The sequence below is a fragment of the Streptomyces pseudoechinosporeus genome, assembly GCF_054783935.1.
In genome coordinates this window covers 48,647-66,347 of the sequence record NZ_BAAGPS010000006.1, presented here as the reverse complement: position 1 = coordinate 66,347, position 17,701 = coordinate 48,647, and the positions used below count along the sequence as shown (strand labels likewise).

At 70.9% G+C, this 17,701-nt stretch carries 16 protein-coding genes and 1 riboswitch; of the genes, 8 read left to right on the top strand and 8 right to left on the bottom strand.

Annotated elements, in window-relative coordinates:
• The first annotated feature begins 72 nt into the window (after positions 1-72).
• Positions 73-1,137: an anthranilate phosphoribosyltransferase gene (gene trpD, locus ACYVO6_RS09975; RefSeq protein ID WP_461059484.1), complete on the top strand. Its 1,065-nt coding sequence runs from the start codon at positions 73-75 to the stop codon at positions 1,135-1,137.
• Positions 1,138-1,633: 496 nt separating this feature from the next.
• A riboswitch (SAM riboswitch) is annotated at positions 1,634-1,750 on the top strand.
• Positions 1,751-1,790: 40 nt separating this feature from the next.
• Entirely contained in the window at positions 1,791-3,149 is a 1,359-nt protein-coding gene (locus ACYVO6_RS09970; RefSeq protein WP_461059482.1) for an aminotransferase class V-fold PLP-dependent enzyme, read from the top strand.
• Here ACYVO6_RS09970 and ACYVO6_RS09965 read toward each other — a convergent pair.
• The 7 genes from ACYVO6_RS09965 to ACYVO6_RS09935 form a co-directional block, all read right to left on the bottom strand.
• Positions 3,098-4,294 carry a glycerate kinase gene (locus ACYVO6_RS09965; RefSeq protein WP_461059480.1) on the bottom strand — a complete coding sequence of 399 codons (1,197 nt, stop codon included), beginning with the start codon at positions 4,292-4,294 and terminating at the stop codon, positions 3,098-3,100. The genes ACYVO6_RS09970 and ACYVO6_RS09965 overlap by 52 nt on opposite strands.
• 97 nt (positions 4,295-4,391) lie before the next feature.
• Positions 4,392-5,813, bottom strand: coding sequence for an SLC13 family permease (locus ACYVO6_RS09960; protein ID WP_461059555.1), 1,422 nt, complete (start codon positions 5,811-5,813; stop codon positions 4,392-4,394).
• A gap of 83 nt (positions 5,814-5,896) precedes the next feature.
• Positions 5,897-6,559 carry a response regulator transcription factor gene (locus ACYVO6_RS09955; RefSeq protein ID WP_461059478.1) on the bottom strand — a complete coding sequence of 221 codons (663 nt, stop codon included), beginning with the start codon at positions 6,557-6,559 and terminating at the stop codon, positions 5,897-5,899.
• Between the two features lie 13 nt (positions 6,560-6,572).
• Positions 6,573-7,910, bottom strand: coding sequence for a sensor histidine kinase (locus tag ACYVO6_RS09950; RefSeq protein ID WP_461059553.1), 1,338 nt, complete (start codon positions 7,908-7,910; stop codon positions 6,573-6,575).
• 91 nt (positions 7,911-8,001) lie between these two features.
• Positions 8,002-8,349, bottom strand: coding sequence for a small secreted hydrophilic protein (locus ACYVO6_RS09945; RefSeq protein ID WP_461059476.1), 348 nt, complete (start codon positions 8,347-8,349; stop codon positions 8,002-8,004).
• A gap of 81 nt (positions 8,350-8,430) precedes the next feature.
• Entirely contained in the window at positions 8,431-8,712 is a 282-nt protein-coding gene (locus ACYVO6_RS09940) for an Lrp/AsnC family transcriptional regulator (protein WP_356143061.1), read from the bottom strand.
• Complete coding sequence (locus ACYVO6_RS09935) at positions 8,709-9,440, bottom strand: rhomboid family intramembrane serine protease (protein ID WP_461059474.1); 732 nt, start codon at positions 9,438-9,440, stop codon at positions 8,709-8,711. The genes ACYVO6_RS09940 and ACYVO6_RS09935 overlap by 4 nt, the downstream gene beginning before the upstream one ends.
• 186 nt (positions 9,441-9,626) lie before the next feature.
• On the opposite strand from ACYVO6_RS09935, the gene ACYVO6_RS09930 reads away from it, so the two are divergent.
• The 6 genes from ACYVO6_RS09930 (at position 9,627) to ACYVO6_RS09905 (ending at position 16,348) form a co-directional block, all read left to right on the top strand.
• Positions 9,627-9,866 (top strand): hypothetical protein, encoded by a 240-nt coding sequence (locus ACYVO6_RS09930; protein ID WP_033327390.1) that lies wholly within the window; start codon positions 9,627-9,629, stop codon positions 9,864-9,866.
• Positions 9,867-9,900: 34 nt separating this feature from the next.
• Positions 9,901-11,250 (top strand): NYN domain-containing protein, encoded by a 1,350-nt coding sequence (locus tag ACYVO6_RS09925; RefSeq protein ID WP_461059472.1) that lies wholly within the window; start codon positions 9,901-9,903, stop codon positions 11,248-11,250.
• 352 nt (positions 11,251-11,602) lie between these two features.
• Positions 11,603-12,634, top strand: a complete 1,032-nt coding sequence (locus tag ACYVO6_RS09920) for a C40 family peptidase (protein WP_461059470.1) — start codon at positions 11,603-11,605, stop codon at positions 12,632-12,634.
• Positions 12,635-12,709: 75 nt separating this feature from the next.
• Positions 12,710-13,753 (top strand): alpha/beta hydrolase family protein, encoded by a 1,044-nt coding sequence (locus ACYVO6_RS09915; protein ID WP_461059468.1) that lies wholly within the window; start codon positions 12,710-12,712, stop codon positions 13,751-13,753.
• Between the two features lie 351 nt (positions 13,754-14,104).
• Positions 14,105-15,115 (top strand): C40 family peptidase, encoded by a 1,011-nt coding sequence (locus ACYVO6_RS09910; protein WP_461059466.1) that lies wholly within the window; start codon positions 14,105-14,107, stop codon positions 15,113-15,115.
• A 33-nt stretch (positions 15,116-15,148) separates the two neighbouring features.
• A complete protein-coding gene (locus tag ACYVO6_RS09905; protein WP_461059464.1) occupies positions 15,149-16,348 on the top strand; it encodes a hypothetical protein in 1,200 nt (399 codons plus the stop codon).
• Here the strand turns inward: ACYVO6_RS09905 and ACYVO6_RS09900 are convergent.
• A complete protein-coding gene (locus tag ACYVO6_RS09900) occupies positions 16,336-17,568 on the bottom strand; it encodes a glycosyltransferase 87 family protein (protein ID WP_461059462.1) in 1,233 nt (410 codons plus the stop codon). The two genes, ACYVO6_RS09905 and ACYVO6_RS09900, sit on opposite strands and share 13 nt — an antisense overlap.
• Positions 17,569-17,701: the final 133 nt, after the last annotated feature.

The following is a 17,701-nucleotide window of genomic DNA, read 5'->3' as shown; positions in this document are numbered from 1 at the left end:
TTGCCGTCCCCCGGAGCTGGATAGGGTGGGTGCCAACCTTTCGGGACGGACGATGACGACCAGGAGCGGCTGATGAACGCTGTGACCCCCGCTGGAGGCGACACCGCGGCGGGCCGTTCCTGGCCCGCGCTGCTGAACGGACTGCTGGACGGGCGCGACCTGACCGCGGACGACACGGCCTGGGCGATGGACCTGATCATGCGCGGCGAGGCGACCGACGCGCAGATCGCCGGGTTCGCGGTGGCGCTGCGGGCCAAGGGAGAGACCGTCGAGGAGATCTCCGGGCTCGTACGGACGATGTACGACCACGCCAATCTGATCGAGGTGTCGGGGGACACCGTCGACATCGTCGGTACGGGTGGGGACGGGGCGAAGACCGTCAACATCTCCACGATGTCGGCGATCGTGATCGCAGGGACCGGGGCGAAGGTCGTCAAGCACGGCAACCGCGCGGCCTCGTCGGCCTCCGGAGCCTCGGACGTACTGGAGAAGCTGGGCGTCAATCTGGAGCTGACGCCGCAGCGGGTCGCCGAGGTGGCCGAGGAGGCCGGGATCACCTTCTGCTTCGCGGTGAAGTTCCATCCGGCGCTACGTCATGTGGGCGCCGCACGGGCGCAGTTGGGGATCCGGACGACATTCAACCTGCTCGGTCCGCTCACCAACCCGGCCCGCGTCAAGGCGCAGGCCGTCGGGGTCGCCGACGCGCGGATGGCGCCCATCGTGGCCGGCGTCCTCGCCGAGCGCGGCAACTCGTCCCTGGTCTTCCGCGGCGACGACGGTCTCGACGAGCTGACCACCACGTCCACGTCGCGTGTCTGGGTGGTACGGGACGGGAAGGTCCACGAGGAGATCTTCGATCCGCGGGATGCGGGGATCGAGCTGGTGCCGGTGGAGGCGTTGCGGGGGGCTGACGCTTCGTACAACGCGGACGTGGCGCTGCGCTTGCTGAACGGGGAGACCGGGCCTGTGCGGGACGCTGTGCTGCTGAACTCGGCGGCGGCGTTGGTGGCTCTGTCGCCGGGTGACGGTCCGCTTGCGGACCAGCTTCGTGAGGGGATGGCCAGGGCGGCGGAGGCCATTGACTCGGGGGTGGCGAAGCGGACGTTGGACCGGTGGGTGGCTGTTAGTAACGCGTAGTGCCTCCGGCGGTTGGGCGGGTGGGTTCGTTGTCGGGTGCGGGTCCGTTGTGGCTGGTCGCGCCGTTCCCCGCGCCCCTTGGGGTCCGGTGGGTGGGTCGGGGCCGTGGGCCGGTGCGTCAGCCCGTCGCAGGCCGGGCGTACGGCCCTTTGCTGGTACAGGGTGCGGGTTTCCTGAGACAGAACCTAAGCGACGGGCATACGACGCACCGGCCCACGGCCCCTCCCGCCGGTGGGAGGCTGCGGGCACGTGGTGGCTGGTGAGCATGGTGGCTGGCGGTTCCAGGGACGCGCCCTTCAGGGGCGCGGGGAACTGCGCGAGCAACCACGACGCACCTGCAGCCGCGACACGACGTGTCACCCCCACCCCCTGGCGGGGGCCCGGGGCGCAGCCCCTGGGATGGGACGGGTAGGGGCGGCGGGGGCGAGAAACCCCCCGTTCCGGGATCCGGACCGGAGTTGCAATCGGTCGAACAGGTTGCGTATGTTCGGCGGCAGGTCATGAGTGACAGCCAAGAGGCCCCGGCCGGCTGTCCGGCAACCCTCCGTCCGTGGCGGGGTGCCCCGGGTGAAGACCAGGTCGTAGGCAGCAAGGCCTGCGGCAAGCGCGGACCCCTCGCGATGAACCAGGGGTCCTGGTCTCGAGGGAGTGTCATGTCTGTCTTCACCGCTGTCGCTGAGCCGTTGCCTGTTCTGGGACGGGACGTCACCGTTCCTCTTGTCACCGGCGGCGAGGTCACGTACGCCGCTCTCGACTACGCCGCCAGTGCCCCGGCCCTCCAGAGGGTGTGGGACGACGTGGCCGCGTACGCGCCGTACTACGGGAGCGTGCACCGGGGGGCCGGGTATCTGTCCCAGTTGTCCACGGATCTGTTCGAGAACGCTCGGATCGCCGTCGCCGAGTTTCTCGACTGCCGGGACGGTGACCAGGTCGTCTTCACCCGGTCCACCACCGACTCGCTCAACCTGCTCGCCGCCGCTCTCCCCGCCGACTGCCAGGTCTACGTCTTCGAGACCGAGCACCACGCCTCGCTGCTGCCCTGGCGCAACGCCCACGTCACCTGCCTCGACGCGCCGCGCACGCCCGCCCAGGCCGTCGCCACCCTCGAGCGCGCCCTCGCCGACCGGGATCCCAGCGGTCCCGCCCTCGTCTGCGTCACCGGAGCCTCCAACGTCACCGGCGAGTTGTGGCCCGTACGCGAACTGGCCGCCGCCGCGCACGCGCACGGCGCGCGGATCGTGCTCGACGCCGCGCAGCTGGCGCCCCATCACCCCGTCTCCGTACGGGAGTTGGACGTCGACTGGGTCGCGTTCTCGGGGCACAAGCTGTACGCGCCCTTCGGGGCGGGTGTGCTCGCCGGGCGTTCCGACTGGCTGCGTGAGGCGGACCCGTATCTCGCGGGTGGCGGTGCTAGTCGGAAGGTGTCGCGTCGGGCGGACGGTGGCGTCGATGTGGAGTGGCATGACAGTGCCGCTCGGCATGAGGCCGGGTCGCCCAACGTCATCGGTGCCTACGCCGTCGCCTCCGCCTGCAAGGCCCTCACCGAGGTCGGCTTCGACACGCTCGTCGCCCGTGAGCAGTATCTGATCGACACCGTACGGGCAGGTCTCGCCGAGGTGCCTGAAGTGCGTGTTCTCTCGCTCTTCGGGGACGACGCCCCGCGCGTCGGCGTCATCTCCTTCGTCGTCGACGGCTGGAACAGCTCGCATTTCGCCGCCGCGCTCTCCGCCGAGTACGGCATCGGCGTACGTGACGGGCTCTTCTGCGCCCACCCCCTCCTTCGTACCCTCCTCGGCAGTGAGCCGCAGGCCCAGGGCGAGTGCGGCGCCCCTGAGGCCGTGCCCGGCGAGAAGTCGCTCAACGCGATCCGGGTGAGCTTCGGGGCGGGGACGCCGGACGAGCATGTGGAGCGGTTCGTGGGCGCGGTCAAGGAGCTGGTGAGGGACGGGGCGCGGTGGAACTACCGTACGGAGGACGGCCGTTGCGTCCCGGATACCTCCGCCGGAGCGTGAGCTGGTAGCCGGGCGCCCAGCAGGATCATCCGCAGGGCCCGCTCCGTCGCGTCCGTGAGGAGTTCGCTTCCGCGGACCAGGGCCTCGGCGAGGGCCATCGGGGCGGGCAGGATGCCGGTGAAGGCGTCCACGCCCGGCACCGTGTGCGCGCCCTCGCCGAGTGTGCCCGCGAGGGCGAGGACCGGGCGGCCGTGCAGCTTGGCGCGGCGGGCCACCTCCGCCGGGATCTTGCCGCGCGGCGTCTGCCGGTCCAGGGCGCCCTCGGCGGTGAGGACCAGGTCGGCGCGGGCGAGACGGGCGTCCAGGTCGAGGTGGTCCAGGAGGACGTCGAAGCGGGGGAGGAGGCGGGCGCCCAGGGCGGCCAGGCCCGCGCCCAGGCCTCCGGAGGCGCCGGTTCCGGGGCCGCCGCACAGGTCGGAGGTGATGGAGAGGTCGCGGGTGAGGACGTACGCCCAGTTCTCCAGGCCCGCCGACAGCTCCTCGACCTGCGCGGGGGTCGCGCCCTTCTGCGGGCCGAAGACCCGCGCCACGCCGCGCTCGCCGCACAGCACGTTGTACGGGTTGCAGGCGACGAGCAGTTCCACCTGAGTGAGGCGGGGGTCGAGGCCGGTCGGGTCGATCCGGTGCAGGCGGGTCAACTCCCGTCCGCCGTGTGGGAGTTCGAAGCCGTCCGCGTCGAGCAGCCGGGCGCCGAGTGCCTGGAGCGCGCCGGCGCCCCCGTCCGACGTCCCCGAGTCGCCGCAGCCCACCAGGATCCGTCGTACGCCCGTGTCGAGGGCGGCGCGGATCAGTTCGCCGACGCCGTACGTGGTCGTGGCGCCCGGGTCGCGCAGGCTGTGCGGGACGAGGGAGAGGCCCGCGACCGCCGCCATCTCCACCACCGCCGTGTCCCGCGAACCGAGGAGCGCGAAGTGGGTGCCGACGGGTTCCCCCACCGGACCCGTGGCGGGCAGGGCGACCAGCCTGCCTCCGGTCGAGGCGGCCAGTGCGGTGGCTGTGCCCTCGCCGCCGTCGACCAGGGGGATGAGGTCGATCTCGGCGTCGGGGACGACACGGCGTACGCCGGCCGCGATGGCGTCGGCGGCGGCCTGGGCGGACAGGGACTCCTTGAAGCCGCTGGGGGCCACGGCGAAACGGGTCAGCATGGTGGAACTCCTTCAGGACTTCAGGGGATTGAGAGGGGTGAGAGGGGTGAGAGGGGTGAGAGGGGTGAGAGCTTCGGGACGTCGGGGCTGCGGGACTTCAGGGATTGAGGACCGGCACGCCCAGCAGCGGCCATACCGCCAGCGCGAAGAGCAGGACGAGTGCGGCGGTCAGTGGGGCCAGTACGGCGGACAGGCGCAGCAGGTCGCGCGAGGTGTAGGTCGGCGTGCCGGGGATCTCGGCGAAGAGCGTGACCGGTTTCGCGGAGGCCGGGAGCGTGTGGCAGAAGCCGGCCGCCGCGGTGGACGCCAGCGCGGCGGCCACCGGGTTGACCCCGGCGCCCACGGCCGCCGCGATGACCAGCGGGACGAGGACGGACGAGCGGGCCGAGCGGGACTGGAGCACGAGATGCGCCGCCGTGCTGACAGCGATCACGAGCGCGAGGAAGAGCCACGGCTCCACGTCGACCGGAAGGCCGGCGACCAGCCACTTCGCCGCCCCCGAGTTCGCGAGCGCGACGCCCATCGCCATCGTCGCGGCCATGAAGAGGAGCAGCGACCAGGGGACGGTCTTGAGGGCGTCCTTGAGGCGTACGGTGCCGAGCGCGGGCGAGGACGCGACGATCGCGCCGATCAGGGCGACGACCGCGGGGGGCACCTGGTGGAGCGGTTCGCTGCACCACAGGGCCACCACGGTGGCGAGCAGCATCAGACAGCGTGACTCGGCGGACGACCACGGGCCGGTGACCGGTTGCTCGCTGTGCCGCTGGATGTCATCGGTCGTGATCCGTACGGGACCTCGGCGGTCCGCGCGCCTCGTGGTCGTCAACAGCACGACCTCGGCGGCCAGATGGGAGGAGGCCACCGCCAACGGCAGGCCGATCAGCAGCCATTGCGTGAAGCCGACCCGGTTGCCGGTCGCCTCCCACAGCACCGACACCGTGATCAGATGCGCTCCCGCACCGATCAGGGTCGCCACCGCCGACAGGAGAATCACGGTCGGAAACAGCAGCGCCAGCATCACGACCAGTCGCTTCCGGTCGGCCAGCACCTTGGCGAGCGCGAGGAACACCGGCAGCGCGAGCGCCGCCCGGCCGGAGGTCGCGGGCACCGCGAAGGCCGTCACGACGAGTGCCGCCGTGGTCAGATGGGCCAGCTGACGGACGCTGCGCGCGCCGCTGACCAGGAACGCCGCCGCCCGCCCCGCGAGTCCGGTCCGGGCCACCGCGGCGGCGAGTACGAAGGCGCAGATCAGCAGCCACACGGTGGAGTCGCCGAGGGTGCCGAAGAGCGTCTCGCTGCTGATCACGCCGGTCACCGTGAGGGCGAGTCCCGCACCCAGGGCGATGTACGTGTCGTCGATGGGCGTACCGATCCAGGCGCAGGTCGCCAGCGCGAAGACGGCGAGCGTCAGTCTCGCGTCACCGCTGAGCCCGGGGAAGTTGCCGGGCACGATCAGCAGGGCGCAGATGCTGAGGGCCACGCAGAGGGCGGCGGCTTGGCGTATTTGTGGGGAAGTCAGGCTCACGACATCCAGAGTTCACGGACGCGGTGAGTCCTCAATGAGCCGTAGATGAAAGGAACTTCACGCGGTAGGGCGTGGCGTCATCCGGGCAGCCGGTACCCCATCCCGCGCACCGTCTCCACGCTCTGCGCCCCTAGCTTCTTGCGCAGTGAACGGACGTACACATCAACGATGTTGGACCCCGGATCGAAGTCGTAGCCCCAGACGTGGGAGAGGATCTGCTCGCGCGACAGCACCTGCCCGGGGTGGCGCAGGAACAGTTCCAGGAGTACGAACTCCCGCGCCGTCAGATCGACCGTCCGCTCTCCCGCGCGGGCCCTGCGGGTACGCAGGTCCAGGGTCAGGTCCCCGCCGCGCAGCATGGTCACCTCGGGCGCCCTGACCGCCGTACGCAGCCGCAGCCGTACCCGGGCGAGGAGTTCCTCGAAGCGGAACGGCTTGGTCATCCAGTCGTCGGCGCCGCCCTCCAGGCCGGCCACCGTGTCGCGTACGGAGTCCCGGGCGGTCAGTACGATCACCGGGACCGTCACCCGGGCCTCGCGCAGTTCCCGCAGCACGGTGAAGCCGTCCCGTCCGGGCAGCCCTATGTCGAGGATCACCAGGTCGAAGCCGCCGGTCAGCGCGTACTCGTAGGCCGCGTCGCCGTCCCCCACGACGGTCGTGGTGAAGCCGCCCGCACGCAGCCCTTTCTCGACGAAGGAGGCGATGCGCTCCTCGTCCTCGACGATCAGGATCCGGTTCATGCGCGCCAACCCGTCATGTGCGTTCCTCTTCCAGTACGAGTACGAAGGTGGCCCCGCCGCCCTCGGTGTCCCGCAGCTCCACCTGCCCACGATGCCCCTCGGCGATGGCCCGGACGATCGACAGGCCGAGGCCGGCGCCGGAGCCGCGGGCGCCGCGCCGTGCGGTGCCCCGGCGGAACCGTTCGAAGATCAGCTCGGCGTCCTGCGGCTGCACACCGGGCCCCGAGTCGGCGACGTACAGCTCGATGCGGGAGCCGGTGAGGCGCGAGCCGATGCGGATGGACTGGCCGGGAGTCGTGTGCTGTACGGCGTTCTGCGCGAGCTGCACCATCGCCTGCGTGATGCGCTGCGGGTCGAGGCGAACCTCGCCGTCGGCGACTTCGGCCAGCTCCCAGCGGCGCTCGCCGAGGGTGCGGGCCTTGACGAAGACGTCGGCGGTGAGCTCGCCGAGCTGTACGGGCTCGGGGGTCACGAAGTCGGGGCGCTCGGCCTTGGCGAGCAGCAGCAGGTCCTCGACGATCCGGCTCATCCGGTCCAGCTCGTCGGTGACCAGACGTACGGTCTCCTCGCGCTCGGCCGGATCGTCGCCCATCAGCTCCAGGTGGCCGCGCACGATCGTGATCGGGGTACGCAGCTCGTGGCCCGCGTCGTCGACGAACTCCCGCTGGGCGGCGAAGGCCCGCTCCAGGCGGTCCAGCATCGCGTTGAACGTCTCGGCGAGCGCGGCCACGTCGTCCCGGCCCTGGACCGGGATACGCCGGGTGAGGTCCTGCTCGGTGAGCTGCGCGGCGGCGGTACGGACCAGGCGTACGGGCTTGAGGATCCGCCCGGCCACCACCCAGCCGATGCCCGTCGTCATCACCAGCGCGACCCCGGAGATGGCCAGCAGGATGCGGAAGACCTCGTTCGCGCGGTCCTGCTCGCGCCCGGGGTGGAAGGCGACGACGAAGGCGGCCTCGGGCTCGCCGCCGGAACGGGCGACGGCGACCTTGGCCCAGCGGATCTCTCCGGAGGCGCGGTGCAGCGTACCGGTGGAGTCCGGGGACTCGAAGATGCGGCGGCGGGCTTCCAGGTCGTCGTGCAGGGGCAGGCGGACGTTGATCTCGCGTGGCTGGGTGCGCTGTACGGGCTCCTTGTTCGGCACTCCGATCAGCCCGATCAGCTCCTCGTCGGGGTCGGCGTACTGGCGCTCCAGGAAGACCTCCAGCAGCCGCTCGGGATCGGTGAACGGACGACCGGTCTCCGGATCCCTGCCCCGGGTCTCGAAGTTGGCGAACTCACCGGTCTCCTGCGCGAGCAGCCGGCTGACCCGGTTGTCGACGTCGCGCAGGAGGATCGAGCGGGTGGTCATGGCCACCGCCGCGAAGGCGACCGCCGTCACGAGCAGCAGCCAGAGCAGGATGCGGACCCGGGCCGTGATCCACCGGCGTACGGGAACGGGCTCAGCCGTCGTCGCCGGGGCCGTCGTCGTCGCCGGGCCCGTCGTCGTCTGACCCGCCACCTGTTCCGCCGCCGTTCGTCTTGCCACCTGTTCCGTCGTCCGTCCCGGCTCCCGCCCCGCCGTCGTCGTCGTTGTCGTCGTCGGTCACCGGAGGCCGGGAGACGACCTCGTCACTGGGTGTGGGTTTCTTCGAGGGGGTCCCCGAGGGCGTCCCACCCTTGTCGAGCTCGACCTTGGCAGGGACCTTGGGAGACTCCGGGCTGTCGGTCAGGGCGTAACTGGTCGCGGCGATCCCCAGCGGAATGGCCACGACGGCTGCGAGGGCTGCGATGCGATGAGAGAAGCTCATGGCTCAGATCCTCCGGGCGGAACCCGTCACTGAGGATGAGCCCAAGATGAGGAACTCTTCATCCGGCGGCCATGACGACCGTCAGCTGTCAAGCCCGATGGCGAACGCGGCCTCAAGATCATGCTGCGAGTACGTACGGAACGCCACATGCGTGTCCGTGGCCTCCACCCCCGGAATCTTGCTGATCTGCCCGGGGATGATGTCCGCCAGATCGTCATGAGCCTTCACCCGGACCATGGCGATCAGGTCGTAGGTACCGGTCACGGAGAAGACCTCACTGACGGACTCCAGCGCCGCGATCGACTCGGCGATCTCAGGAATCCGGTCCACGCTGGTCTTGATGAGCACGATCGCGGTGATCACGGCTGGTTTTCTCCCTCGGTGGCCTTCGCTGGGGATTTCACTGTAGCCGTCCGCGCACAGCGCACCCAGGCGTAGCCGAAGCCGAAGGAAAAGCCCAGCAAGTGGGCCAGATACGCGACCCCCGGACCCGGCATCTCGCGGGTCGCCGCCAGCCACTGGAGGGACACCCAGAACGGCAGGACCACCCAGGCCGGGAACCGCAGCGGCAGGAAGAACAGGAACGGGAAGAGACTGGTCACCCGGGCTTTGGGGAACAGGTAAAGGAACGCGCCGAGGACCGCGGAGATCGCACCGGAGGCGCCGACCAGGGTATGTCCGGAGTCGGCGTGGGCGGCCGCGTAGCCCAGCAGGGCAAGGCAGCCGCAGCCCACGTAGAAGAGGGCGTACTGGATGTGACCCATCCGTTCCTCGGCCATCCCACCGAAGACATAGAGGAAGAGCATGTTGCCGAGGAGATGCAGCCAGCTGCCGTGCGCGAAGAGCGCCGTGGCCGGGGTGACGGCGGCGCGCGGTGCCCCGCTGAACAACTCGACGGGCACGACACCCCAGCGCTCGAAATAGGCCCGCTGCGCGGAAAGGAGCTCGTCACCGGTGCCGTACGCGGGGTTGAGCCCCGAGGCCGGGCCGACCAGGAAGATCAGACAGCACAGGGTGATCAGTGAGTGGGTCACCGGTGCGGACTGATTCCGGGCCGCACGGACGACGGTCGCACCCCAGCTGCCGATCATGACCAGATCATGACGTAACCGGACCAGACAGCACAGAGTGCCTCGCCGTTCCCCGGTGACGGGCGTCGACTACACGCCAGGCCGTAGGGTTACGAGCCAACACGCTCCGGGGCTGCCCGGCGCGGCACGAAGACAGCGCACGAAGACAGCGTCACGAAATACCGACGAAAGAGAGCGACTGCGACGATGACGGTTCCCCTGCCGACCGCCGAGACCCGGTGGCGCTGCACGCTCTGCGGCAATCTCACGCGTTTCGACGTGACCCGTTCGTCGAAGGTCGTCGAGTACGTGCACCTCGATCTGGCCGGTGAGCCGAAGGTCGAGGAGCGGGAGGTGGTCAGTGAGACCATCGAGTCGGTGCGCTGCCGCTGGTGCAACGCGGTGGATCAGGTGGAACTGGTGGACAGGCCGGGCGCCGGCTCCTGAGGGAGCGGGCCCCGTCGAGGTATTGGGGTGACCGATGGTGGAGACCACAGGCGGGGAGCCGGCCGACGGCGCCGCTGAGGTGCTCGACCGTCCGATGCCCGACGGAGTGCGCCGCAGAGTCGTACAGATAGTCTCGGACGGCTTCGGCGGACTGACGGTCGCCGAACTGCCCGCCCAGCTGCGGCAGTACGCCCGCTTCACCCCGACCCGCCGCGCCAAGTTCGCGGGGAACGCCATGGCGGCGGCCCTGGAGACCGATCCGCTCTTCCGGCAGCGGATCGGTGAGCGGCTCAGAGAGGCCCAGCCGGAGCTCTGCGGCGCCCTCGACTCGGGCTCGCCGCCCCCGGCAGCGGACCCGCTCGATGTGGCGGCCGCGGCCTATGTGCTCCGCCCCATGGGCTGGGTGAAGCTGGTGACCGCCGCGGGCGAGGAGGCCCAGCGGGCGGACGCCGAGCGCGCCGACGAGGAGAACCGCGCCGAGCTGGAGCGGCTGCGCGAGGAGCTCGCCGAGGCCCGCGGCCAGACCCGGGCCGAGACCGAACGGCTGCGTACGGAGCTGGAGTCGGCGAAGAAGGAGGCCGAGTCGCTGCATCGCAAGCTGCGCTCGGCCCTCAGCGACGTCAAGCGCGGCGAGGCCGCCCTGCGGAAGGTACGGGGCGAGATCGAGTCCGTACGGGCCGAGGGGCAGGCCCAGGTGTCGGCCGCCGAGAGCGAGAGCCGGCGGCTGAAGGCACGGCTCGGGGAGACCGAGGCCGCCCTGGAGGCCGCTCGCAGAGCGGCGCGGGAGGGCCGCAGCGTCGAGGACATGCGCGTACGGCTGCTGCTCGACACCGTGCTCGACGCGGCACAGGGACTGCGGCGCGAGCTCGCTCTGCCGCCCGTGTCGGTGCGGCCCGCGGAGACCGTGGACGCGGTCGAACCAGGACGTATGACCCCGAAGGACATCGCCGCCCGCGCGTTGTCCGAGAACGATCCCGCGATCCTGGACCAGCTGCTCGCGCTGCCGCAGGCGCATCTGGTCGTCGACGGCTACAACGTCACCAAGACCGGCTATCCCCAAATGCCGCTGGAAAAGCAGAGGTTGCGCCTCCTCGGCCAGCTCTCGCAGCTCGCCGCGCAGACCGGCGCCGAGGTCACCTGCGTCTTCGACGGGGCAGAACTGGCCGCCCCGGTGCTGCTCGCGCCGCCGCGCGGCGTACGGGTGCTGTTCTCCAAAGCGGGCGTCACCGCTGATGAGTTGATCCGCCAGCTGGTACGCGCCGAGCCGCCCGGGCGGCCCGTCATCGTCGTCTCGACCGACCGCGAGGTGGCCGACGGAGTGGCCAAGGCGGGCGCGCGGCCGGTGGCTTCCGCGGTGCTGCTCAAGCGATTTTCGCGGGGTTGAGCCGGGCCGTTCGGGGAAGGCGCCCCGGCCGTCTCCAGCAGGGCGGAGCTTCTGCGGCGTACGCCCCATGAGGACCATAGGTCCCAACCGCAACCTCTGTGCTGCTTGCCCGAATTGATATGATCTTCACGCAACGTAGTGTCAAGCGTGTATTACCGCATGTGAGTTCGGAGTAAAGAAAACGCTCGGTAGCCGAGATTTTTCCTGCAAGGATTTGATCTGATCACAGGAGGATCACTAAGGTCTGGCCTCGAACCTCCGCTCGGGCGATCACTCATTGGGAGTGACGGTGGAGGGGCACCGCCAACCGGTGTTCTCGGTGGCGGCTGAGGTAATGAAGGAGCTCGCCCACGTGGCGTCCCACCGTCGACCTAAGCAGCCGAGCCGCACCCGCGTGACCGTGCTCACCACCGCCGCCGCTGCTGCCGTGGCCCTCACCTCACAGGCGGCCAACGCCGCGCCCGGCGAAAAGCCCAGCAAGGACGAGGTCAAGTCCAAGGTCGACAAGCTCTACCACGAGTCGGAGCTGGCCACCGACAAGTACAACGGCGCCAAGGAGAAGCAGGACAAGCTGGAGAAGGAGATCGACACCCTCCAGGACCAGGTCGCACGCGGCCAGGGCGATCTCAACGAACTCCGCGACGGCCTCGGCCTGATGGCCAGCTCCCAGTACCGCACGGGCGGCATCGACCCCTCCGTGCAGCTGTTCCTGTCCTCCGACCCGGACGACTACCTCGACAAGGCGTCCGCGATGGACCAGCTGAGCTCTCAGCAGGTCGAGACGCTCAAGAAGGTCCAGGAAAAGCAGCGCGCACTGGCTCAGCAGCGCCAGGAAGCCGCCGAGAAGCTCAAGGATCTCGCCGACACCCGCGAGACCCTGGCCAAGAAGAAGAAGGAAGTCCAGAGCAAGCTCGCCGACGCGCAGAAGCTCCTCAACACCCTGACCGCCCAGGAGAAGGCAGCGCTCGCCGCCGAGGAGCAGCGCGCCAGTCGTTCCTCCGGGGACCGCGTCGACCTCGGCAACGAGAAGCCGGCCTCCGGCCGCGGTGCCGCCGCCCTCGCCGCCGCCGAGACTCAACTCGGCAAGCCGTACGTCTCCGGTGGCAGCGGCCCCAACTCCTACGACTGCTCCGGGCTGACCCAGTGGGCCTACGGCCAGGCCGGGGTGGGAATCACCCGGACCACGTACACGCAGCACAACGACGGCACGAAGATCGGCCGCGGCGAGCTCCGGCCCGGCGACCTGGTCTTCTTCAACAGCCTGGCGCACGTCGGCCTGTACGCGGGAGGCGGCCAGGTGATCCACGCCCCGAAGCCGGGCACCGTCGTCCGCTACGAGGACATGAGCACCATCGGTAGCTTCCAGTTCGGCGTACGCGTCTGATTCCAGGGCCAGTTGGGCCGCCAGGATCCCCCGTAAGGCGCCGTCACCCGCGTCCGATGGGGGATACTGGGCCGCATGCGGTCACAGGGCACGGCCCGTATCTCCGCCGGGCTGGCACTGGTCCTGGCGGTGGCGGTCGGCTGCACCGGAAGCGATGACGGCGACGATGCCGCCCGTACGAATCCACCGGCGTCGACCCGCGCCGCGAGCAAATCCCCCAGCGCGACGCCCAGTCCGAGCCCTTCGCCGGCCAATCCCGTGTCGATCCCGGGCCTGATCGAGCGCAAGCACCAGGGCTCCGACCTACGGCTGGGCGCCGTGCGTGCCCGGACCGATGCCTACACCAGCTACACCGTCACGTACGAGGCCAACGGGCTCACCATCTCGGGCCTCATGAACATCCCCCGGGGCAAAGGCCCGTTCCCGGCACTGGTGCTGGCCCACGGCTACATCGACCCGGCCGTCTACACCACCGGTCGCGGACTGGCCCGGGAGCAGGAGCTGCTGGCCCGTAACGGCTACGTGGTCCTGCACACCGACTACCGCAACCACGCGGGCTCCGACAAGGACGCCGACAACGACGTGAACCTCCGCCTCGGCTACACCGAGGACGTCATCGGTGCCGTCATGGCCCTGCGTTCGTCCGGCCGTCCGGAGATCGACGGCGACCGGATCGGCCTGCTCGGACGGTCGATGGGCGGCGGCGTCGTCTACAACACGATGGTGGTGGCACCCGGCCTCGTCGACGCCGCGGTGGTCTTCGCGCCCGTGAGCTCACGTCCGGCCGAGAACCTCGACCACTTCCAGCGCCGTAACGGCGATCCGATCGTCGCCGAGATCGAGGCGAAGCACGGCAGCCCCAAGGAGAACCCGGAGTTCTGGGAGCAGATCTCGCCGCTCACCCACGTCGACCGCGTGACCGAGCCGCTGCTGCTCCACCACGGCACCGCCGACGACACATGCCCGATCGCCTGGTCGGAGCGGACGGTCGCCGATTTCGAGGCGGCGGGCAAGAGCGTCGAGTTCGTGAAGTACGCCGGTGAAGGGCACACCTTCGTGCCGCGGTGGCCGGACTCGATGGAGCGGACGATGGCCTTCTTCGAGCGGCACCTGCGCTGAGCGCTCCGCTGGAAGTGCAGTGATGAGGCTGCGGGCCGGTGAGGGCTGGTCGCTCCCACGCGGCGCCAGCCGCATATGTCGCAGCCCCGCGCCACTTACTGGACGCGGTAACCGCACCGGACTTCACCAAGGCTTCTGAGAGGGGAGCCTGAGATTGGGTCGCCCCCGGCCGAACGGGGGAATTCCGCCGCCCCCCACCGACCGTACGCCCCGCCGATGACCTGCGTCTGAGGCGGGGCGTCACGGTGTGTGCACGCCGGGGGTTTTGTTCGCTGCGTGATCGTGCGGCTACTGTCTGGCGCGCTTCCCCCGACTCAGGGGGTCCGTCAGCGGAAGGGAGAGCGGCTTCCCATGGGGTCACATCGCCGTCCCGCACCATCCGGTCTCGACCGGGGCGCCCGCAGCGCCACCCTCTGCGTCCTGTCCGCCGCGGCAGCGACCCTCGGTGTCATTCCGGCCGGCGCCGAACCGACCACACCGCAGGAGGACGCCCGCGCCGAGGTGGACCGGCTGTACGCGGAGGCCGAGTGGGCCACCAAGGCGCACAACAAGGCCGACGAGCGCGCGGACACCCTGCGCAAGAAGGTGACCAACGCCCAGGACCGGATCGCCCGCCAGCAGGACCGCATCAACACCATGCGGAACGCGCTCGGTTCGCTCGCCGGGGCCGAGTACCGCTCGGGCGGCCTCGACCCCACCCTGGCGCTGATGTTCTCCGACGACCCCGACGACTACCTCGACAAGGCGGCCGTACTCGACCGGATCAGCGCCCGCCAGGCCGGAGCCCTCCGGGGCGCCATGCGGGATCTCTCCCAGGAACGCGAAGAAGCCACCCGCGACCTTGCCGAACTGGAGCAGAGCCGCGCCGCCGTGGCCCGCCACAAGCACACCGTCGAGGGCAAGTTCGCCAAGGCGCGGCAGCTCCTCAGCGCGTTGCCGGACGACGAGCGCGCCGCCTACGACCGGGCCTCCCGCTCCGGCCGCGTCCCCGACCTCGGCGGCACCGTCCCGCCCTCCGCGCGTGCGGCAGCCGCCGTCGCCGCGGCCCGCTCGGCCGTCGGCCGCCCGTATGTCTGGGGCGCCAACGGGCCCACCAGCTTCGACTGTTCGGGCCTCGTGCAGTGGTCGTACGCGCAGGCCGGCGTCGGTCTGCCGCGCACCTCGCAGGCCCAGGTGTACGCCGGACGCCAGGTGCCGCTCTCGCAGGCGCAGCCCGGCGACCTGGTCACCTACCGCAGCGACGCCAGCCATATCGGGATGTACATGGGCAACGGACAGGTGATCCACGCGCCCTACCCGGGCGCTCCCGTGCGCTACGACCCCGTCGGCATGATGCCGATCTTGTCCGTGACGCGCCCCTGACCCGGCGGCACGGGCCCCGTACGATCGGGACCCGTGGCTGGTCGTAGGCGTGCGCCGTGGTGGATGGTCGGGCTGTTGCTGACCGGTCTGGTGGGCTGCGGCTCCGCGGGCTCCGACACCGCGGCCACGGACGTCCAGCGGCTGCTCGACCGGCGGGCGCGGGCGGTGCTCGACGACAGCGAGAGCGCGTACGTCGCGACCCAGGCGCCCAGCGGTGAACGGGCCGCCGCCCGCACCGAGTTCGAGCGGCTACGGGCCCTGCCGCTGGCGTCCTGGTCCTACCGCGTGACCGGCCTCCACCGCTCCGGCGACCGCGCCACGGCCGAAGCGGACCTCCGCTACCGCATAGCCGGCTACGACAGGGCGCCCCTCGTCGCCGCCCGCACCCTGAGCCTGAGACACGCGGACGGCCGCTGGTACGTCGCCTCCGACCGGCCCGCCGAGGACGCCGGCGAGCAGCTGTGGGAGCAGGGCGCCGTCGAGGTCGTACGCGGGGAGCACAGCCTCGTCCTCGGTGTCGGGCAGACGGCCAAAGCCCTGCGCGGGTACGCGGAACTGGCCGACCGCGCGGTGCCCGCGGTGCGGGAGGCGTGGGGCGATCAGTGGTCGGGGCGGGTCGTCGTCCTCGTACCGAAGTCGCTGGAGGAGATGGCGGAGCTGCTCGGGGCGCCCGCGTCCGGATACCGGGGGATCGCGGCGGTCACCACCGGCGAGGCGGGAGGCGCGGCGCAGGCGCCCGCGGACCGGATCGTGGTCAACCCCGATGCGTACGCCGTCCTCGGTGCCTTCGGCCGGCAGGTCGTCCTCACCCACGAGACCACCCATGTCGCGACCCGCGCCCAGACCACCGCGGCGACCCCCCTGTGGCTCTCCGAGGGCTACGCGGACTGGGTCGGCTACCGCGGCACCGGCCGCAGTCCGGCACAGGTCGCCCCCGAACTGCGCAGCGCGGTGCGCGAGGGGCGGATGCCCGGCGGGCTCCCGGCCGACACGGATTTCGAGTTCGACGGGGAGGCGGGCGAGCTGGCGCAGGCGTACGAGGCCGGCTGGACGGCCTGCCGGCTGATCGCCGAACGGTGGGGCGAGGTGCGCCTCGGCGAGTTCTACCGCGCCGTGGGCGCGCACGGGACGCGGGAGGGCGCGGTTCAGGCCGCGATGCGGGAGGTGCTGGATACGACCCCGGAGAAGTTCACCGAGCGGTGGCGGGCGTATCTGCGGTCTCAACTCGGCTGAATCAGCTCCTCGGTGCGGGGCGCCCGACCGGGCTCCGGAGCCGGCGGCGCGTACGGCACCGTGTCGCGCCAGAGGCGCAGCGCCGCGATGACCGTCGCGGCGATCAGCAGGCCGTTGCGTGCGAAGAGGAGGGTGATGCCCAGGGCGTCGCTTGCCACGACATGGCCGAACCAGAGGGGGAACTCCAGGACCGTAAGGAAGGCCGCCGCGAGCAGCAGGACGGTCGGCAGGGACATCCGGCTGTCGCGGGAGACCAGGCAGACGGCGGCGAGGCCGATCAGCCACACCAGGTACTGCGGGCTGATCACCCGGCTGGTGACCGTGAACAGGAGCACGGCCACGAACGCGGCGTCCGCGAGCGTGTGCGGCGCGAACCGCCCGGCGCGCAGCCGCCACAGCAGAAGCCAGCCGAAGGCGAGCACGGTCAGCATGAGAGCCGCGGTGCTCACGACGCCGACGTACGGGCCGACGAACTCCACGGAGCCGTAGTTGAGCTTCACCTCGCCCTCCCAGCCGTAGTGCCGGGCGACGTGGAAGACGAGGGAGCCGACGGACTCGACCTCGGTGCCCCGGTCGCGCTGGGAGGTCAGGAACGCGAACGCGCCGGGCATCACGGCGAACAGCAACAGGAGCGACGTGGCCGTCACCGCCGCGGCGTCCCAGGGCTTCCGTTTCGTGGTGCCCACGAGCAGCAGCGCCGGCCACACCTTCAGGAGCGCGCCGAAGGCCGCGAGCGCGCCCAGCAGCCGTGGCCGCCGCAGGCCCGCGAGCAGCGCCGCCACGGCGACGGCCGTCACCATCACGTCATAGCGGGCGTACACCGTCGGGCCGAGCAGGGGGACGCCCACCGTCCACACCCAGGCGCCGCGCGGGCTTTGGCCGGGACGCCGGCTCGCGTACCAGAGGAGGCCGAGGACGCACAGGTCCGCGAGACAGGCGAGAACGAAGAACGCCGAGGCGTAGTCGAGGAACGGCAGCAGCGCGGGGGAGAGGATCGGGAGCGCGGCGGCGGGCGGGTACTGCCAGGCCACGTCGCTCAGCGGGAAGGTGCCGGCGCGCAGGGTGTGGTACCAGCCCTGGTAGATCCCCGAGACGTCGCTCGTGACGTCCGGGCCCGGGAACACGACCACCTTGAAGACGAAGAGGAGCAGCAGGATTCTGGTCAGGCACCAGACCGCGAGCAGCCCGTACGGAATCCTTGTCGCCCTCGAGCCCGCCATGGCCACCCAGTTCTCTTCGTACGGATCCCGCGTAGGGCCATGATGGCCTGCTCGACTGTGAGCGGGCCAATGAAGCACGGCCGGGCGGAGCCGTGAGCGCCGGTCCAGGGCGGGTTCGATACTGTCGAGCGCG

Excerpts from the sequence above, each read along its gene's own strand:
- ACYVO6_RS09900 (WP_461059462.1), bottom strand. The coding sequence starts at position 17,568 with ATGGCGGGCTCGAGGGCGACAAGGATTCCGTACGGGCTGCTCGCGGTC.
- ACYVO6_RS09925 (WP_461059472.1), top strand. The coding sequence starts at position 9,901 with ATGGTGGAGACCACAGGCGGGGAGCCGGCCGACGGCGCCGCTGAGGTG.
- ACYVO6_RS09950 (WP_461059553.1), bottom strand. The coding sequence starts at position 7,910 with ATGACCACCCGCTCGATCCTCCTGCGCGACGTCGACAACCGGGTCAGC.
- ACYVO6_RS09935 (WP_461059474.1), bottom strand. The coding sequence starts at position 9,440 with ATGATCGGCAGCTGGGGTGCGACCGTCGTCCGTGCGGCCCGGAATCAG.
- ACYVO6_RS09955 (WP_461059478.1), bottom strand. The coding sequence starts at position 6,559 with ATGAACCGGATCCTGATCGTCGAGGACGAGGAGCGCATCGCCTCCTTC.
- ACYVO6_RS09945 (WP_461059476.1), bottom strand. The coding sequence starts at position 8,349 with ATGAGCTTCTCTCATCGCATCGCAGCCCTCGCAGCCGTCGTGGCCATT.
- ACYVO6_RS09930 (WP_033327390.1), top strand. The coding sequence starts at position 9,627 with ATGACGGTTCCCCTGCCGACCGCCGAGACCCGGTGGCGCTGCACGCTC.
- trpD (WP_461059484.1), top strand. The coding sequence starts at position 73 with ATGAACGCTGTGACCCCCGCTGGAGGCGACACCGCGGCGGGCCGTTCC.
- ACYVO6_RS09915 (WP_461059468.1), top strand. The coding sequence starts at position 12,710 with ATGCGGTCACAGGGCACGGCCCGTATCTCCGCCGGGCTGGCACTGGTC.
- ACYVO6_RS09970 (WP_461059482.1), top strand. The coding sequence starts at position 1,791 with ATGTCTGTCTTCACCGCTGTCGCTGAGCCGTTGCCTGTTCTGGGACGG.
- ACYVO6_RS09910 (WP_461059466.1), top strand. The coding sequence starts at position 14,105 with ATGGGGTCACATCGCCGTCCCGCACCATCCGGTCTCGACCGGGGCGCC.
- ACYVO6_RS09965 (WP_461059480.1), bottom strand. The coding sequence starts at position 4,294 with ATGCTGACCCGTTTCGCCGTGGCCCCCAGCGGCTTCAAGGAGTCCCTG.